This is a genomic window from Candidatus Tisiphia endosymbiont of Thecophora atra (assembly GCF_964026395.1).
Lineage (GTDB): Bacteria > Pseudomonadota > Alphaproteobacteria > Rickettsiales > Rickettsiaceae > Tisiphia.
Map to the genome: position 1 here is coordinate 141,654 of NZ_OZ032145.1, position 20,571 is coordinate 162,224.

Sequence of the window (20,571 nt, forward strand, 5' to 3'; positions counted from 1 at the left end):
ACTATTGTTAATCATTTTTTTCATATTTAGGCATTCTAGCATCTAAGCGATATTGATTAATTCCATCAATGTGAGATCTAACCTCTTTTTTAATAAGTTCTTTTCTTTCTTCTATTTTTTTTAGTACTATTTTACTATACTCTAAAGATTGATTGTCCCCATTAGCTTCAGCTTTCTCACGCATAATTTCATAATGTTCTTGTCTGTGTGCATATTTATCGTTATCTATTCGTGTCTGCTCAATTCTATAAGCACTGTCAATCATATTACGAGTTTGAGTATCTGTTGCTTTTTCTCGCATGAATCGCTCGCCCATCAATACGGGATTCTCCCCATCATCACTTTCACCTTGAGCTAAAGCATCATATATCTCAAAGGCAAGTTTTTTATTAGATAGTTCTGCGTAATATGCAATATCTGCTGTTCTACCCTGTAATTCAAGCTTGGCTAGATATTCAGGAGATGAAATATCTTCCTGAACAGCAATGGTTTCTTTATTGATTTTAGTTAGAAGCTCTTGACATTCCAAAGATCGTTGCTGATCCTTAAGTGATTCACTATGGGTTCTAAGTCTTGGATCATTATAATTAAAATCTTCCCACTCTGCTCCAGTTAAGTTACCCTCAAAAGCATCCCGTAAATCTTTACCAACAATAGCAGTAAGTGCCTCTCGTTTTAATCCTTCATAACCAGCATATATTCTCTCTCCTATATTTTTACGCTTCTTATCACGTAGCTCTCTTTTTTCATCAACACGCCTATTCATCTCTTGCCAACTTTTGAGAGGTGCTATATTTTTACCAAATAACCCTATTCCCCTTGCTGACATTGCTTGATGTGCATTCACATAATCTTGCTGGAAATTTTGGGTAAACTTTGCATCACTCGCTAATTCTCGTAAAGTTTTACCATCTTTAGTTTTCATTAAATGATCAAGCTCTTTTTGTTGATCTTTGTCAAGTTTTTTACCTTCTCCAAATTTAAGATCAGCTAAATAATCACGAAGTTCGGAGTAACTATTACCCTTAAATTCTTTATCCGTTCCATCCGGTTTAATTACTTTGATAACTTCACTAATACCCTTTTGGTAATCATCTTGAGCATGAACATTAACATCTTTATAATCTATACCATAAGTTCTTTTTACTTCATCTAAAACACTAGATTTTGGTGATTTCAGTGCTTCTCGTGTTACACCCTTCATCATTTTGTCTTCAAACCCTTCGGCAAAAAACATACTAGCTTTTTCGATAATGTGTTGATTCACCCTTTTCTTAGCAGCCTTTACAACATAATTTGCAGGTCTTTCTATTTGCTGTTGAATAGGGGCAAAAGCGACTTGTCCAATTGCTTGTAAATTTGTTAGATTACCTGAGGTGCTAGATAAGAATTTAGCACTTGAAACAGCTATATCATTAAATTTACTTAGTAAATAAACACATACAAAAATTAACAATAATCCATCCAGCTGAACAAAGTGACCACTGAAAAAATTATCAATTCTTCTTACATCGTTGACTAGATCTAAAAATGGTAATTCAACATATCTTTCCTCGATACATTGATAAGCTAAACATAGTTTGCCATCAGGCGAGCCATCATCGATGCGATGATCAACAGGCACTAATATATTAGCTTTTGTTTTAGAAAATTTGCCAGCTTTCATTGGAGATGGAAACCACCAATAAAATATTGAGTCTCCAAGACTAGTGTCTAGATCTTCATTTATACTACCAAACAGTTCATTTATCGGTCCTAAATTTGGGAAGTCATACTTACATACTCCAAAACCAAGTGAAGAATATATTTCTGTTCTGATAATCATTGAAATAAAAGCAATACCAGTAAATAATATAATTGGTTGTAGTGCATAGGAAATCAGCTGTCTTAACCAGTTTTCAAACAATGAACGTGTGATACCAAATAACATAAAGCAAATGAATATTGGTGCCATTATGATAATCATCCCAACAGTTATCAGTGCTGTAAGATATATAATAGTAGCCTTAAATACCATCATGAAGATAAAATAAAGGGCTATCAAGAATAAAATTATATATATAAATCCTAACGGATCGACAAATAGTAATGAAAATAATTTTGCCATAGTTTGCGGGGCTATCATTAAACCTATAATACTCCAAGATCCAGGTCCGGTAGCCGCTGTTTCTTTAATTATTCGTAGTATTTCCTCTACCCCTTCCATAAAAAACACGAATAAGTAATCATGGAAAAATTGCCAGCTACTAGTTGAACTAAGTAACGTAGATACTATACTAACTTTTACTACTCTAATTATTAATTCAGTATGTGTGAGATTAACATTACCAATTAGGAAAGAAAATCCTGTAAACATAATATACAAAGTTAACAGAGCTGAAACAGATACACGATATCCTGGTGTTTTAATAATACCCTCGTAAATTGACCTAACTAGCCCATGATTCTCATCATCACCAAATAACTCAGCTTTTATTAAATTCGTTAAAAATTCAATAGGGTCAGGTCTAGTGTCAGTGACCCCAGATTTAATAACTACACGATACTGACCATTATTATCATCATAAAATTTATCTAAAATCTTAAAATATAATGGGCTAACTTCACCTTTACCTTCATATTGATAACTTATTCCTCCAGCTTTTACTAATTCCCCTCTTTTATTAAGATCATAAAGTTCATAACCAGCAAGAGGTTCACCAAGGTGGGCGGTAATGCCTTTTGGTGTACGCTGTGTATCCAAAGAGAGATTAGGATTTGTATTACGCTCAGCAATTAACATGTATAGCCCTACACCATTTTTAAATAAACATGGTGCGTTACTAATTTTGGCATCCTTACTCTTAGTACACATCCTGTCATCTATAAATTTGCATACTTGTAGTCTCTTACAAAATTCGGATAAAGTATTGGTATTTTTTTCTTGACCATACCACGCACTCCAAGCTGATAATTCTGTAGAGTTGTTTTTATCTCCTTTAGAATAATCCCAAGTTTTTACCAATATAGTAAGTGGTTGACCATTTACATTATATCCAGTATTGATCCAAGGAGCTGTTTGATTATCTTGTTGCCCGCTTAACTTTTCTTTTTTATATCTAGAAGAAATTACAAATTTTATAAAGCCAAAATCATCTGCATCAATGCACCTATCGCCAGTACAGCCTGAAAGGCACAACATAGAAATTAATAAAATAGCAAAAATATTCTTCATTTATAGAAACCTAGGCTTAAATAACCTCAGTTCGATATAAGAATTATTAATTCTTATATCGAACTGGCTTTGTTATAAGGAAAAATGCACTCTTGAAACGGCTGACGTGGGTGCATTTTAACTTTTTTCATCATTCAATATACGCGAATTCGGGATAAGAATTAACTAATTCTTATCCCGAATTGGGGTAATATGTGATTTTAATTATTAAAATCACATATTGAATGGAGTATTATATTTTAACAATCAGGTGGGCAGCCGCTTCAAACCTGATTGTTTCTATATATAATACTGAATTCGATGTAACAAGTTACATCGAATTCAGGTTAAATAGTAATTATTCCTTTTTATTAGATCCACCATCTGCTTCACCACCAGTGTCTGAATCATTTCTTGAGGCAAATATTTTGCCAGTATATTCTTTCTTGCCGTCAGGATCACTTTTCCTAGCTTTATAATTTTGATCTATAACCTTATCCTTAAATATCCTAGCTGGAGCAAAAGCTAAATCCTTGACTGGTCTTGCCACAGATTCCATATCCTGCATAATAGATTTTGTAGGATTATCAGGCCTTTGGAAATCACCCTCTTGTCTTGCAGGTGTTACGTTGGTCAATTGAGCAACTACTATAGTCACATAATCGACAAGTCCATAACACATTAGGCAATAAGCATAGAATAACAAGCTACTGGTAAATATTACCAAGAATGTACCAGTAGAATTTAATAAATCCTGTGCATTATTAATTTCCGTAACATCCGGTGCAAAGAAAGGTATCCCAGGTAAAAATGGTAATTTAAACGAAAAATTAATCGGTATGTTCATATGCGTTAGATCTAACCCTATCTCTATTGGGATGAACGTACTATCCCAACATGCTCTTACCACAATCTTTAAAAGTTGTTCAGACATCACCTGATCTATTAATAGAAAAAATATTAATAATATGGTTGGTTGCATCATATAACTAAATAAAGTAGATAACCAGTTATCGAAAATGCTTTTTGTCTTCTCAAATAGTACCAAAATTATGAATAATGGTGCTAAAGATATCATAATCGCAAGACCAATATAGGCTATAACGTAACCTATGATAACTTCCAAAATGGCTCTAAAATAAAGCGTCAGAGAATAAATAGTCATGATAGCAACAAGGGTAAGACCATTATGGATTTGGAGTAATTGTATAAATAAAAGCCCCCAAAATCTGCCATTGGTATATTTATCAAATATTGGATCAATAAAACCAAAAATGTTAGCTGTAGAACTAGTAAGCCCTACTACATTGGTCATTAGATAGTCAGTACCCTTAATAAAGGCATTAAATAAGTAATTATTGAAAAAGTTCCAACTATCATCTCCTATTAGGATAACTATCAAAGTTATTTTTATAATCCTCGTTAATAAGTCTTTGGCAGTTATTTGAATAGCACCCGCTAAAAAGGTTAAAGCATATATCATTACATAAAGAATCAATGCAGCTTTTATGATTCGGTGTAATGTTACATTTTTAGTTAGTTTAGTATAAAAATTCATAGTAAATTTATGAAACTCCTTGGTAATAGGTTTAACTGCTCCGTTATATACAATATCTGAGAACCAAGTACTCCCCGTATAATTAGCATAATTTACTTTAATTAACCCCATTACCTCTTTATTAGGATTCTTTACTCTAACCCATAAATAGCCATCTTTGTCAGCATCAGTTGCAAAATCTTGGTTGATTTGTGTACCCACTAGCGATGCAAGTGGTGTACCGCCATCTTTCATTATAATATATTCAACTTCTATGTCTTTTTGTTGTGCATCACTAATACTCTTATCACCATTACCTACTTCTACCATCATAATGTAGCGTCCAAAATGTAAAAAACTACTACTTAAGTCTACAACAGTAGAGTCATTAATATAAGAATTAAGTTTGTCAAGATCAGAAAATGTAGTCCAATCACTCATTAAAGGTTTGTCTAGGGAGGTAAACATGCCTTGGATTGACCAATCAGTTAAAAAATCTAAATCTCCAGCAATATCAGATTTATAATATAAGAAACTCTTTTTTAGAAATTTAGAATATACAAAACTTTCCGCTTCTCTCTTTATAATTTGGTTATTTACTAGTATCCTCATCCCTCTCCCTTGATCATAGAAGCACACTGGAGAGTTATCTTTATCATTAGCAAAATCAGGACAAGTTATAATAATCTGTTGTATAGAGCCTTGGGTTAACGGTTTACCAACTAATGCTAACTTATCTAACACCTTGTATTTCGTATTTGCTCCAGTATCCTGACACACTTTATCCCTTGATGAGGGGTCAATAGAATCACACAATTTTTCTGCAGTTGAATATAGTATTTTATTATCAAGGTTGCTATTTGTATAAAGTGACGGGACTCCTAATATATTATTGTCAAGCTCTGACTTTAAAAAATCTTCGTCAGTAGCTACACTAAAAAAATCTCCTGCTCCTGTGAGAGTTATATTTATTACATCACCTTTTTCTATCCGAATTTTCTGACGATTTTCAGCAAAATTAAAATAGTCTACATAATTCTGCATTTTGCTAAATGCCAAACTTATATAATCTTTAGTTGGATCAGTTGCCTTAAATTTAGGAAAATTAGTAGCTTCATATTTTTTAGTTAAATAATTAAAAGTTTTAATAAATATTTGTGGTCTATTGAACCTTGGATCTATACGGTACATCACTCGGTATATTCTTGGATTACCTACAGCTCCACTAGTACTCCAGTCAAACTTAATGGCTTTATCTTTTTTGACATAGTTACCAGTAGAATTCCATTCATTTGGTTTTGTAAGGTCTAAAGAAATGCTACCTTCTTGAAAACTATTGAATTTTGGTACTTCTAGACATGCTGAAAATAGAGCTGCAAGTCCACTTAAACTCGAACTCATCCAATCAAATTTAGCATCTTTCTCATTATCATCAGCTTTGACAGGATTACAGGCTAATAGGACTACTAAGGCAATAAACAGTTGCCCTTTAAGTAGAAAATCTACCAACAAAATTAGATACCTGAAATTTCTCATCCTATTCACTTCATTTTCAGTTATTACTTTGGATTCGCATTAGAAACACTTTCATTACCACTATCACTCTCAACACCACTTCTTGGATTCTGAACCTTATTATTACCATCACTATCCTTATCACTTTTTGACCTAGCTTTATTCCCTTTATCGATTGCTTTATTCCTATCTTTTAATCTACTGGCAGCTTCTTTCTTAATTGTATCTCTAGATGCCTGATCTAAACCAACCTTTTTTAAAGCTCCTTGTTCCATTGCCGATGACATTGCATGCCCCATAGATGTAGCAGAAGGTCCAGCGGTACTAGTCAACTTTGCCACCATTTTTCCAGAAAATTCAACATAACCATACATTCCATAAGCAATCATAATTAATGCAATATAATGTTGCATATTCAAACCCATCATGCCAGAACGATGATCCATTCCCCAAGGTACAAACCAATTGATACAAAAAATCTCTAAATTAGAGAAAATTGCAGGAAGATTTGGGATAGCAGGGAATGGAACTTTTATAGGTAAAGCACATTTCCAACACACACTATAACCAGTTGCAAAATCCAAGTAAATTGTAAATAGCTGAGTAAGTATAATAATTCCTGCCATTAAAATTACTGGTTCTATCATATATTTAAAAGTAAACCTCACCCAATTATCAAATAAATATCTAGTGAAATCAAATAGCATAAACGTAAGAAACAATGGAGCTACACCAATTAATATAGCGATTGCCATAAATGCCATAATATAAACTGCCACGGCTCGAAGAGCGGTGATGATTACTATCATTGTAGCAATAAATACTATAACAAAATAAATCAATCCACTAAGACCCATAGAGATTAAAGAAAGCACTTGACCAGCAAAAGTTTTACTGAACAATATTTTACTCATTAATGCATCTAGGAACATGAAAGGATTTGTTATCTTCTTCGTCGATGAAAACATGCTATAGCCACTCATATTGGAGATGATTCCATCTGAAAAATTAGTTACAAAATCAAATATATAATTATTGAAAAATTCAAAAGTACTTTCATTCATTAACCCACTAACTATAGCGATTTTTGCTATCCTAATTACCAAATCTTGTTGGTTGATTTTGACCATACCTAATAAAAACATTGCTCCGTATGACATAACGTAAAGAATTAGTACGGCTTTTATATAGTTAAAAAAGTTAGTACAAGTAGTAACTCCTCCACCATAGCAAGTCATATTCTTAAAAATCATCACAGCTGCATTCTTGATTTTGCCTTTTAATAACTCAAATAAAGGGGTTAAAATATTTAAAGTAAAACTACCAACTTTTTCTGAGGTAAAGAATTGTACTTGGTATCTACCATAACTTTCTTTATAATCCTCTTTTTTATTTAGAATTCTCATCCATAGATATCCATTGCCACTTGTAGTAATCTTCGCATTACCTTCTGCATCATCCATACTAATATTATTAGTGGTATAAGATTTACTAGATGTGTTAGGATTTTCATCATATGGTACTACTAAATATTGTACTTTACCACGATGATCCACAACATCATCAAAACTCTCCCCATTAGTTCTTCGACATTTGGTCTGCTTAATGTTTAACACATAACCACCAGTATTATTGGTATATTTGTCATCTTTTGACCATAAACGATATTGTAAATAGCTCTTTGTCTTACCAGCTAGAGTCTTGTTATAAATGATTTGATATTTAATATTAGCATCTTGACTACTATTTATTGGATCATAATCTTTGTTTCCAGCAATTATTTTAGCAAATTCATAGCCTGTCCCTAAAGATTTAGCATTAGTTGGGGTCTCACTATTATCCATTCTATATAGCAGACCTGTTGGACCATCGGCAGAGTACCAAAAATATCTTTTATTTTGGTATTCTCCTTCTATGTAAGCTTTATCTTTAATGCTATGATCAACGTCAGGACATCTACGAGATAAGCTACTAGAATTGTAAGAACATTCAGGATGAAAATTAGTAAATAACTTATTAGTATCGTCACTCCAAGGAGATGTAAAAAAACCATCCTCCTTATAAGGTTCTGGTGCCACCCCCATCACATTAGCCCAAAAAGGACCCTGATCACATATTGTTTTCCAGTAACTTCCTACATGCAATGGATCTATGTTACAAACAGTCGAGGGCAATTCCCAGTCAAATGGCTTACTCCAACACACCTCATGTGGATTAATATTAACACAATCATTCGGATTATTACAATTTGCCGGCCATTTGCAACCACTAACATACTGCCCAGAATATATCGAGTATCTACCACATAATGGACTATATGTTTTTTGTCCTTCTGAACAATCTGCTGTCTCTATAAAATTTTTAAATTCACCATCTTGCTTAACAAGCTTAAAGACATTTTTTACACTAGCTATATTATTTGGCAAATTCGGCAATTTTTTGTGATCCGGTAAAATTGATACTATAACCTGATCATTAATAAACAATTCAGCTATATTTCGCCATTCATCAGTTTTAGCATCAAAAATTAAAGATAGTGGTTCTGCATTAGTTTCTTCAATCCTAGGGATGGCAACCATGTTATTATTGGTATCTAGATCTGAAGATTGTTGAATATTATTTTTTGGAATATAAGCTCTACAAAGACTTATGTTGCCCTCTATTTTAAACTTAACATCCTGCTTATCTGTAACAGCTAGATTAGTATTTAACCATTCTCCATAATGTTTAGGATCATACTTAGTTTCAATTGAACCATCTGGTTTTGTTGTGGTAATAACAGTATAGTTTGCTGTTGCGTTAAGCATGATTGTATTAGTAATACGATCAGTACTACCTCCCTCTGCATCTTGATCATATCTAAGGAGGCAACCATTGGTAATTTTTACTGACCCTATCATCGCAAGTAATACCATAACAATGCTAACCACTAGAGCCGCTATGCCTAATACCATTATGAGTTTTGATAAATTTCCTTTCATACAATAATATCCAAGTTAACCACCGCCACCACCTCCAGAACCCATACCACCTTCACTACCGCTACCACTAGAACCTGCCATACCTTCAGCTTTGCCACCACTATCACCCCCACCTGAATCTTTTGCTTCTTCTCCTCCTTTCCTTGGTTTTTCTAAAGGATTTTTCTGCGGTGGTTTTCCACCGGAGCTTTTTGCAGCATCGGCAATAAATTCTGCCCCTTTCTTAACCATATCAACTATCTTAGTAGGACTAGCTGTTACAGAATCCATGATAGGACCACCAGTAAGCTCGGCAGCAAACTGACTAATTGATTTTGAAAAATAATAAAAAATAATTGAGAAGACTAATACATAAAGTAACTCTACCATGAGTGATACGACATCTATAACAATTGATTTAATTGGAAAAAGAATTAAAAGATGCTTCTCCCAACCTTCCCCTGAATAATATCGTAATAATTTATATCCAGCACTATTTTTACAATCCTCAGTATTAGTATTTGGTAATCTAAGCTCAAAAGTACTAAACTGAGCATCACTGCTATACGTATAGTCATGCCTCATAAACTCACAATTCTTGTATATTGCCGAATCATACATAGTAAGTAATAAGGCAATAAAACCAGCTACCACTGCAGGCTGCACTGCACAAGATATACAAATTTTTAGCCATGCATCAAAATATGCTTTGGTTCTAGTAAATAAAGCCATAGGAATAAATATAGGAGAAATATAGGTCATGACATATATGGTAACTAGACATACTAAATAGTGTGTTATAAAATATAAAATTATTGAAACAAATATTACGGAAAATATTATTCCAGATGCTACTATTATTATTTGTCCAGATAAGAATAAACCAAACATTACAGTAAAAAATCTGAATCCTCCCACTTTTCTCAATGCATCCGGAGCTTCATTTCCAGGTTTTTTAAAGTTCGCAGCAGTACCTTTAGTTCCACCCGGTACATTATTAGGAATGCCGTTTAAAACGGATTCTGTGTTATAATATAGTCCCATACCCAAATAATAACCTATCCTACAATCAACAGCATCCCAAAGTGCATAAAACTTATAACCATCTTTATATTTACTAGTATCGTATTCACATAATCCTCGAGAGCCACCAGCATTAAAAACTATTTGGGCAAATTGTGGAGTAAGCTCCGTGAGTAATGGTAAACCATACTGCAGCATACCATTTTCGGTAGTTTCCTTTCCACCCTTAAAATACGCTGGTCCAAGACCTGTAGCAAAATAAGTGACAACTATTAGCTTCATAACAAAAGATGCTATTTTATCTAAATTACCATATTCTTTGTTTAAAATCATATTAACAGCAAAAAACATAACATATAATATTAACGCCGCCCTAATAGATATTTTCAAAGATTCTTGGAAGGTTGAGAAAGGATTAAGGGCAGTCAAACTAATCTGATCATTTTTTGGATCACAGCTACTATAACGAAAAAAAACTTTATCAAGAGTTTCCTTTACACAATCTACAGCTAAGCCAGAAAAATTAAGTAATGACTGACTCCTTGTAGTACCCATATAACAAGTTTTACCTATATTCCGGCATTGTTCGTCTGGTGGTGCTACCGGAGCTGGTGTGGTAGTATTTTTACAAGCTAGTGGAAGTTGTCCTTTTGAGGTAGACATGACTAGGCACAATCTTTTATCGACAATTTTTACTGTTAAAATAATATCTTTTAATAAAGTATTTCCACCTAAATCAGGATTATTATCAGTGCTTAACTCACTAAGACGCTTAGAATCATTTAAATTAAGAGTAATAACTTTACATTCTAGAGGACTACCATCTTTATTTTTGAGACAGAATTTAAATTGTGGGTCAGTTGCATCACACCCATTAGGAGTACCGGTTATATCAATACTATATAGAAGATGCCCGTAAGCTGTGTTTTGTCTTAAATAATCATCTACTGCAAATGAAACTGATGGACACGGATCTCCAAAACCAGCAAAAACTTTGCTTGAAAAAAGTATCAAACAACATTGTATAAAAATTTTTATGACTTTACCAAGTGGGCAAGTTTTAAGTAGGTATAACAGCCCTAATGTGTTATTCCTGCTTCCTTTTATATCATTAGACCTCTTTCGAAACTCTACTTCTGCTGGCGATTTGTACGCGACGTCTGTACTCGAATCCTCACGTACATTAGAGTACGCTGGGGTTCGAGGTGAAGCGTCTCCTTCACACCCTTGCGCATAAGCGAGTTTCGAAAGAGGTCTATTCCTGTTTCTCTTAATGTCATTCCCGCCTACGCTGGAATGACATCGAGGACTATTATACTTACTTAAACTTGTACAGTTGGTGACTTTATGAATTTTCATTAGAGCCATCTTTTTTTACATTAGTTCTAGCAGTTGTAGTTTTCTTAGCTGGTCTAGTTTTAAGATAGCTCTCCTTCCTAGCTTTTTCCTCACGATTTTTTATTTCTTGTTGAATGTCACCAGCCTTTCCAGCTTGCACCGTAGAATCTTCAAGTCCTCCCAAAGTTTTAGAAAGTAACTCATGGGTCTTTTGCTCTTTTGGTAATTCCTTAGCAGGACTTGCTTTCTCTACTGTCCTTCCTAATTCTTGTGTATTTGTTGTAGCTATCTGTGGTGATCTATTAACAAAATCCTCTGTTTCTACTATTTTATTAGTTTGAGGTAGAATAGGTTCGTCAATAGTCTGCAAATTAACCCTTGATTCCTTTGAAGAACCTCCTGCATCTGAAGAACTCGATTCAGATACACCAGCTGCAGTAGATTCTGCTATATGACGGGCTGGAGAGAGAGGAAGTCCACCACCACCTAGAGACTTACCACCACCTCCTCCTGCTGTTGATACAGTATCTCCAGATGAACCGCTGGTGTCTAAACTATCTCCTGCTGATTCACCACCAGTAGCTTCAGTATCTCCGGCTGATCCACCTCCACCACCCATATCCTTAGTAGCGCCTCCAGCACCTCTAGCTACTTTATCAGCCGCCTGCATTTTACCAGCAGCTCCAAGAGCAGCCATACCAGCTTTGTATATTGCCTGTGGATGTATGGCAACACCACTAAGAGGTACACCTTCAGTCATATCAGCTGCAAACTCTGCTAATTGGCTACTAAAGTGATACATTAAATACAAAGTAAAGCAGGCAGTAATTAAAGCTAGAGCAATATCCTTAATTTTCTCAAAAACTAATTTGGGTGATACAAAGAACATACCAGGTCCCATAATAATACCCTGCAAAAACGGGTATTCAGATAAATGATCGCTTGTACTGCCACTACCTGGTTTTTTTTTGACCATCTCGTTGAGGTTATCTTTAGCAAAATTAAAAACTGTTGACAGTGGATTATTAAGCATATAACCTAGGCTATTTTGACAGCTTTTAGCATCATCTATACCTTTACTTTCATCTTTCTCATATTTATCCCAATTAGTATTAACATAAAATATTTTTACCTTTCTTTTTCCATCTCCCCCACTTTCTATACTATTTTGTATAGGTTTACTTTCATATTTACAGTGACCATAAAAACCGAAATCATAAACTGAAAACATCATAATCAGAAAGGTTACCACTACCATAGGTTGTAGCAAAAATGATATTAATAACTTTACCCATGACTCAAAGTAACCACGAGTATATTCAAATAAAAACATTGGCACAAAAAGAGGAGCTAAAACACCTAATATTACTATAGATATCATGCACATCACTGTAGCATTCACCATAAACGCTCCAACAGAAATCACTAATAAAGGATAGGACAGTGCCAAGGATACTAGAGTCATGTTACCTGAAATAATAGCAGGAATCAGTAAATATACATAAGGTGGGGCTGAGAAACTAAAAAAGTCAAAACTCTTGAAATCATGATTTTTATATTGATTTTCTACCAGTAAGGTTGATAGGATATCTAATCCTAAATAATGGCTTACATGACAGTCTAATGAATCCCATAATGCCATATAAGAAAGATTTTTATCGTAATCTTTAGCATCAAATTTACACAACTCTGATGGAGAAGCATTCATAACCCAACCAGCAAGTGTATCTATTCCTCCTAATAATAAAGGAAAAGCCCATTGCACCATACCATCTAGTCGATTATAGTCAGAATTACTACTAGGAGTAATGTTTATACCTACAGAAAAATAGGTTACAAACAACATCTTTAATACAAAATTAATTATTTCATTTTTAGGAGGAACATCACTAGAAAGTATAATTTTAAAACCAAAGAAAATTACATATATAGTCAATAAAGCGGTAACAGTTCGGTGCATATTACGTTGAAATTGAAATAATATGCTACTTTCTCTTTTGCTTGAATTAATTACTTTATTAATATCATCAAATGTACAAACATCTTTACTAACCAGTAATCTTGCTGTCATTTCTTTAATACATTCTATTAATGGTGAAGAGATAACAATGGCTGTTTTAGAATTATTATAAGCTCTTTGGTAACAACTAGAAGATGATAAACCACAATCAACTATTGCCATTGGGTCAGTAGCGGTATTAGTATCTTTCTGAGTTCCACCATCAAGACTCATAAAAGCCGCATAAATCGATTCAGGGTAAGGTTCTCTAATATACTTACAGCCAACTGGTACCCAATCTGCTAATATACTAGGAGCAGCCACACACATGGTATCTTTTATTTTTACTACTTTAAATATAATAGCTGGTATAGGTACAGGTGATATGACCAAGTCTATCATTGCATCTTTGTAACCATCTTCTTTGTCCTTATAAATAGTATGAAATGATGCTTTATTGCTCTTCCATGCATCCATAATATCTTCCCACGGATCAGAACCGGTTAATACGGCTTTGGCAATAGCAAGAGCAGAAAGGGCTATCGCCTTCACTCTAACAGCTGCTAGCTTAACATTATTACAAAGTGCAAAGGTTAATTTAGGGGTCTTTGGATCAATTTTATTATTTCTTGCACATTGTCCTCCAGGGTAATCTCCATCAAATAATTCATGGTCATTTATTTTAAGACGTAGCATGGTATTTGCATATAATCCTGGCGAGATTATATTAGAAACAGCAAAGGTAAAAAATGATGCCGGTATACAAGTGTGAGAAAATTCCGTACGTAATAAATCACCGATACCTTGAGTTTCACAGGTCAAATTTGAGAGAATATCAATTATAGTATCTAAAGTATCTTTTTGTTTTGGTTCTTCTGCATAACTATTATGGATAATAGTAAAATTTAGTAGACTGCATAGCACTACTATTCTAGCAAATATTTTTGCTCCACTAAGTAAATTTTTTATAAAATTATAATGCATAAATTAACTAAAGTGATTTTACTTCCTCATAAAATATCGGTAACCATTTTTCAGGATCATTACCATATTTCTCTCTAATCCGATCTAACAATAACACTGTTTCAACCCGACCAGAAAGAACATTGATAATATCAGTCATACCATCTAAACTTATTTTTGCAACAACTGCATCTACCCCCTGTTTTATTAAGAAATAACGCGATGTTGGATCTGTAGTTTTTATCAAAATATATTCACGTTGACTAAGCATAAAAGCACTACGGTAAATATCAGTTGCCTTAAGGTTTGGTAAGAATATTTGTGTTGCAGTTTGTTGGATCAAGGTATCACTAATCCTGCTTTTAGCTGCATCTTCAACACTTTGGGTAGCGAAAATTACAAAAGTATTTAACTTACGCAAAACCTTTAGCCAGTCTTTAATTTTGGGAGCAAATACTGGATTATCAATCAAAGCCCACGCTTCATCAAGAACTATCATAGTTCTTTGACCATCTAAAGAAATACTAATTCTATGGAAAATATATAGTAGCACAGGAGCAAGACTAACTGGATCTTTTAACAGTTCAGTCATATCAAAGCCAAATACTCGAGCTTGCTGCAAATCAATATTATCTGCCTCATTATCAAATATTCTAGCATGAGAGCCTTTACCAACCCACATAGCAATCCTGCCTGCTAAGCTATTAGGACCATCTATGCCCAAAAATGCTACAACATTTTTTAATCTTCTATCTTTTTTCTCTAGCTTAAAATTACCACTTACTGCTTGTGATAAAATCTTATTATCTTCTGATGATAACTGCTCTCCATTAGAAGTAACTAATACTTTAAGCCATTCTAATATAAATGTTCTATTCTCCCCAGTATCATCAAGCTGTAAAGGATTAAAGTTACATTCTCCTCCTGGATCAATTGTAGTATAAATCCCATTAAGTGATCTAATAAATATTTCAGCACCGTGGTCTTTATCAAAGAAAAACATTCTAGGTTTAAATTTTTGTGCTTGTGCACATAAAAAATTCATTAATACTGTTTTACCAGCACCAGTTGGGCCAATGATCAGAGTATGCCCAACATCTCTAACATGAAAACTGAAATAAAAAGGTGTTCCCGAGGTAGTATCGAGTACAGTTACATATTCTCCCCAGTGATTATTAAAAACCTTACCTAATGGATAATTGTGCATAGATGCAAAACTAGCCATGTTTAAAGTATTTATAGTCGAACCCCTTACTATATAATCCATATTTCCAGGAAGCTGCCCCCAATAACTTGGTTCCATATTAATTCTTTCTCTAACAGGTTGAATTCCAGAATTGGAGAGTTCAACAGAAGCCATAGATAGGGTATCCTCAAGGGATTTTAAATTACTATCAGAGCATAGAAGCGAAAAATGATGCTCTCCAAAACCAATATCACCACTGGTAGCCATATCAAGTGCTCGAGAGATTTCAGCAATTTGTGATACAGCTTTATCCCCTGCTTGAATCATTCTATTTTGTTGTAGTTGCATTTTGCCAATCGCCACTGTCCTATTAGCAAAAACAAAACTTTGGGTCATTACAAACTCAAAAGGCATTTGTAAAAATCCGTCAAAAATTCCAGCTGATGTAGATGGTCCATACTCTAGAATACTTAATATACCGGCGTATCTTCTACCCTTTGGACCACGTGCTTCTATAGATCTAGAACCAAAAAACAATCTATGGGTTGGAAGATATTGGTCTATTGAATTTCTTGGAACGGCCATTTGCATTGAAGATCCACAATTTACCAAAGTACCCAAGAATTCCATAATATCACAACAATAGCCACTATTTGACTTGCGTACGCCAAGTAACCTCGCCGAATAACTATGGAATGTATTAACTACCCTTGAGGACATTTCTCGCAAACTATCCTGCATATCTCGCATGTCATTTTCCCAAGCTGATTTATCAGATTTTTGCATCAGCTTTTTAATGAAATATTCGATTATAGCAACCCCAGCTTTATCTGGTCTATAAAGAATACTAACATATAATTCATTAAAAAACGACCTAGAACCTGCATGTTTCTTACGCCATTCATTTGATAAATAAGTTGTGAAATCATTAGGTACTCTTATGGTAGGGTCAGAGGTATATTCAAACCCATCAAAAACCACTGGTTTACGTCTCCTGATCGTGTGGAAATACATCACAATATTGCCTGATGACATATTTTTAAGTAACGAATTCCTGATATTTTTTTTAATATCTAAATCTTCATCATCGGCTGTTTCAAAGGAAAAACCACCTATTTTTACTACTTGTAATAATTCATTATTTTTAGTTAAAATAGTATTACTATCCCAATGGCATTTATAAGGAATAAAATGAGAAGTAGGTTTTTCTTTCCTAGATCTCGACTCTTTGGCTGTTTTTGTTACAGATAGTTTTATCATTTTGTCATTTTATACTTTGCTCATAAAACCTAGATACCATATGAATTCGCTCCATAGAATGATTTATTAGGACACTGACTACATCTAGAAGATTTATTTAAAAGCAATTCTATAAATCTTGGTTCTTTAAAACATATTACATACCCTATCATATGAATCACAAAAGCAACAAGCAAATTCATGATACTATTACTTTGAATAAATAATGACATAGATATAATCATATTAAGTGCTGCAAATTTTATACTCACACCAAATATCATTGCGGGTCTTGTTAAACCAACAAATAAAGGGTCTGATACTAAACTGCCTGACATAAATTACCTCTCTTTTGCTTTTTTACCAAAAATTAAATCTATAACTCACTACACGAATTCGGGATAAGAATTAACTAATTCTTATCCCAAATTGGGGTTCACTCATATTCTTTACTTATAAACATACTTAATAATATCGAATCAGGGAAAGCCGAATTGAGAAAATGTACATAATTGTTACTGTTTTGAATAGCACTTAAAGCTGCTTCAAGCAAGCTAACTTTCTCAGGATCAACAGTATTATTCAACATCTCTTTCAATACATTAACATCTCGTATTCGTATATACTTCTCTCCGGCAAATTCTACCCCATCACATAATAATACTAAATGATCTGCATCTAATGAGGAAGCAATTATCGAGGTCGTCAGATTTACATCCAGCAGATGAGTATTGCCTTTTTCATCACTAGCTACTGGTGTTATAACAGGAATAATATTGCTATCTTCAAAATTTATTAAAATCTCAGGGTTTATTATAACTGGTTCACTGACAAATCCAATATCTATTACAGCTTGATTACTGTCTCTCCTATATGATAATTTTGATTTCTTAGCTTGAATAAGATTAGCATCTTTGCAGGAAATACCAATAGCATAACAACCTAAACTACAGAGCTTTGAAACTATACGCTTATTAATATAGCCAGACAGAACCATTTCCATAATCTGCGAGCTTTTATAATCGGCTACCTTAATATTATTGATAAATTTTTCATCACAGCCAAACAATTTTAGCGTATCATTTACCAAATTAGTATGATCATGAACTATAAAGATTTTAATGCCACAACTGTCAAGTAACTGTATTACCTCTGCAAAATTCGTTAACAATTTGTCATCATCAATAATTAATGACGGTAGCTTAAATACCATGACTTGATCTCTAACTTCACTACTACGTCTTATTATGTCTTTAATTAGGCTAGTATCTTTGACACGGGCAAAACCTTTACCTTCCTTTTCTTTATAATTTAATGCATTTTGCCAAATTAAACTGCAATTCTTTTGCACCTTCTTTACTCCTGCTACTTGTATAAATTACATTACAGGAGTAGCCTAAAGTTGCAAGAAAATTCTGTGTTATCGTCGTTAGGTTTTCTCTATGTGTTATCTTATCTGACTTTGTGAAAACAATTTGAAAATCTTTATTGCAAGAAAGTAACAATTTAGCAATTTCCATATCATTTTGCTTCACTCCTCTTCTAGCATCAATCAATAAATTTACTAATTTGAGGTTTAAACTCGTTCTGAGATAATATGCTATTAAGGTTTCCCACTGCTGCCTGATGTATATTGGCACTTCTGCAAAGCCATATCCAGGAAGATCAACTAACATAAGTTTATCGGCAAGGGAGAAAAAATTTATTTGCCTAGTACGACCAGGAGTATTAGACACCCTAGCAAGACTTGAATTATTGCATATACTATTAATCAAACTTGACTTGCCAACATTTGATTTGCCAACAAATGCAATTTCTGGCAAAAACATGCTAGGAAACTGACTTATTTTTGCCACACCAGCTATGAATTTTACTTCTTGACGGAAAAGTTTTGTAACCTTATCAACCGACATTATTGTCTAACTTATTGATGTAATATTGCTGAATTATTGATAAAATATTACTCCAGGACCAATAAATCACTACTCCAGCTGGAAAACTACTACACATTACTAAAAAAACCAGTGGCATAAATTTCATTACTTGAGCTTGAACTGGATCAGCTGGCTCTGGGTTCATCCTTTGCTGTAAGAACGCAGTCAGAGCCATGAGAATAGGCCATACACCAATCATCAGGAAGCTTGGACAAGTAAATGGCAGTAATCCAAACAAGTTGAAAATTGTTGTTGGATCCGGAGCAGATAAATCTTTTATCCAACCAAAAAATGGTGCTTGACGCATCTCGATAGTTACATTTAACACTTTATAAATCGAGAAAAATACTGGGATTTGTACAATAAGGGGGAGACAACCAGCTATGGGGTTAACCTTTTCCCTTTTATACAATGCCATAACTTCTTGGTTAAGCCTCATTTTATCATCAGCATATAAAGCCCTAATTCTCTCGACTTCAGGCTGAAGATTTTTGGTCTTTTTCATCGAACGATATGATTTATTAGCTAGAGTAAACATTAGCAGTTTTATGATAACAGTTACGATCAAGATACTAATACCGAAGTTACCAACATAGTGATAAAAAAAGTTCATAACGTTAAAGAGTGGTTTAGTGATTATATAAAACCAACCAAAGTCAATTGCACGGTCAAATAGCGTAATATTATATTGCTTTTCGTATTTATCTAATAAATCAACTTTCTTTGCTCCGGCAAATAATTTTTGTGATATAATAAATTTGTTTCCTACTTCTATAGTTTGAGTTGGTGAGATGAAGTCAACCTGATATTTTTCAATACTGTTTTTTATTACACAATTGAAATTAGAACTATACTTACTAATTTTATCCGGAATTAAGGAAGCTAGCCAATATTTATCTGTTATGCCAATCCAATCAACAACACCTTGTGGAAATTTTTCAGTCTTTTTATCTTTTAAGTCATCAAAGGAATGTTCTTTAAGCCTACCATCAATAGCACCAATTGGTCCTTGATGCAGGATATTAGCTACTTTCTCTTTGCCAGTATATTTACGGTTAATTAGTCCATAATACTGCACTGATATTGGCTGCTTACTATCATTCACCGTAGTCTGATCTATGGTGAACAAGTAATTACTATCCATGCTAATAGTAACCAAGAATTTAACCCCATCTTTGTTGATCCATGATAAATTCACAGGTTTTGTAGGAGTAAGCTCATCACTATCAGCTTGCCAAAGAGTTTCACTGTTAGGAAGAATAGCACTACCAGTTTTATCAAACCAACCTATTTCTGCAAAATAGGCTTCTTCTGACTGAGAATGAGCAAATAATACAACAGGCTTACTGTCTTTTGATAGATCTTGCTTATACTTCAATAAAACCAAATCATCAAACCTTAACCCTTTTAAAGCAATCGATCCGGAAAGTAATTCTGAGTTTATCTGAATTCTCTTGGTAGCAACAAAGGATTCAGCTTCTTTAGATGCTTCTACTTGAACATTCTTTTTCTTTAACTCTTGAACTTGCTTATTATATATTTTATTTTGCTGTTCTAATTTTTGTAATCTTGGTTTATCGTAAAAATATTGCCATCCAAAAATAATACCAAGGGACAAGACAATGGCAGCTGCCAAGTTAACTATGTTATGATTCATCACGGTCTAAAAATAATTTAAGTTTAC

At 33.7% G+C, this 20,571-nt stretch carries 10 protein-coding genes; all 10 read right to left on the minus strand.

Annotated features, from left to right (window positions below):
- Positions 1-7 precede the first annotated feature (7 nt).
- A complete protein-coding gene (locus AAGD45_RS00780) occupies positions 8-3,214 on the minus strand; it encodes a type IV secretion system protein (RefSeq protein WP_341761585.1) in 3,207 nt (1,068 codons plus the stop codon).
- A gap of 337 nt (positions 3,215-3,551) precedes the next feature.
- The gene (locus AAGD45_RS00785) at positions 3,552-6,266 is read right to left on the minus strand and encodes a type IV secretion system protein (protein ID WP_341761586.1); all 2,715 of its coding nucleotides are present in this window, start codon (positions 6,264-6,266) and stop codon (positions 3,552-3,554) included.
- A 23-nt stretch (positions 6,267-6,289) separates the two neighbouring features.
- Positions 6,290-9,226, minus strand: a complete 2,937-nt coding sequence (locus AAGD45_RS00790; protein ID WP_341761587.1) for a type IV secretion system protein — start codon at positions 9,224-9,226, stop codon at positions 6,290-6,292.
- Between the two features lie 15 nt (positions 9,227-9,241).
- Positions 9,242-11,587: a type IV secretion system protein gene (locus AAGD45_RS00795; RefSeq protein ID WP_341761588.1), complete on the minus strand. Its 2,346-nt coding sequence runs from the start codon at positions 11,585-11,587 to the stop codon at positions 9,242-9,244.
- A complete protein-coding gene (locus tag AAGD45_RS00800; protein WP_341761589.1) occupies positions 11,574-14,549 on the minus strand; it encodes a type IV secretion system protein in 2,976 nt (991 codons plus the stop codon). Before AAGD45_RS00800 ends, AAGD45_RS00795 begins: the two co-directional genes overlap by 14 nt.
- A 7-nt stretch (positions 14,550-14,556) precedes the next feature.
- The gene (locus AAGD45_RS00805) at positions 14,557-16,971 is read right to left on the minus strand and encodes a VirB4 family type IV secretion/conjugal transfer ATPase (protein WP_341762164.1); all 2,415 of its coding nucleotides are present in this window, start codon (positions 16,969-16,971) and stop codon (positions 14,557-14,559) included.
- A 32-nt stretch (positions 16,972-17,003) separates the two neighbouring features.
- Complete coding sequence (locus AAGD45_RS00810; RefSeq protein WP_341753466.1) at positions 17,004-17,291, minus strand: VirB3 family type IV secretion system protein; 288 nt, start codon at positions 17,289-17,291, stop codon at positions 17,004-17,006.
- Between the two features lie 98 nt (positions 17,292-17,389).
- On the minus strand, positions 17,390-18,304 hold the full coding sequence (locus AAGD45_RS00815) for an acetylglutamate kinase (protein WP_341761590.1): 915 nt from the start codon (positions 18,302-18,304) through the stop codon (positions 17,390-17,392).
- Entirely contained in the window at positions 18,258-18,866 is a 609-nt protein-coding gene (gene yihA / locus AAGD45_RS00820) for a ribosome biogenesis GTP-binding protein YihA/YsxC (protein ID WP_341761591.1), read from the minus strand. The genes AAGD45_RS00815 and yihA overlap by 47 nt, the downstream gene beginning before the upstream one ends.
- Positions 18,856-20,544, minus strand: a complete 1,689-nt coding sequence (yidC, locus tag AAGD45_RS00825; protein WP_341761592.1) for a membrane protein insertase YidC — start codon at positions 20,542-20,544, stop codon at positions 18,856-18,858. Before yidC ends, yihA begins: the two co-directional genes overlap by 11 nt.
- Between the last annotated feature and the right edge of the window lie 27 nt (positions 20,545-20,571).

Coding starts and splice junctions, on each gene's coding strand:
- AAGD45_RS00810 (WP_341753466.1), bottom strand. CDS start 17,291: ATGTCAGGCAGTTTAGTATCAGACCCTTTATTTGTTGGTTTAACAAGA.
- AAGD45_RS00780 (WP_341761585.1), bottom strand. CDS start 3,214: ATGAAGAATATTTTTGCTATTTTATTAATTTCTATGTTGTGCCTTTCA.
- AAGD45_RS00800 (WP_341761589.1), bottom strand. CDS start 14,549: ATGCATTATAATTTTATAAAAAATTTACTTAGTGGAGCAAAAATATTT.
- yidC (WP_341761592.1), bottom strand. CDS start 20,544: ATGAATCATAACATAGTTAACTTGGCAGCTGCCATTGTCTTGTCCCTT.
- AAGD45_RS00790 (WP_341761587.1), bottom strand. CDS start 9,226: ATGAAAGGAAATTTATCAAAACTCATAATGGTATTAGGCATAGCGGCT.
- AAGD45_RS00795 (WP_341761588.1), bottom strand. CDS start 11,587: ATGAAAATTCATAAAGTCACCAACTGTACAAGTTTAAGTAAGTATAAT.
- yihA (WP_341761591.1), bottom strand. CDS start 18,866: ATGTCGGTTGATAAGGTTACAAAACTTTTCCGTCAAGAAGTAAAATTC.
- AAGD45_RS00785 (WP_341761586.1), bottom strand. CDS start 6,266: ATGAGAAATTTCAGGTATCTAATTTTGTTGGTAGATTTTCTACTTAAA.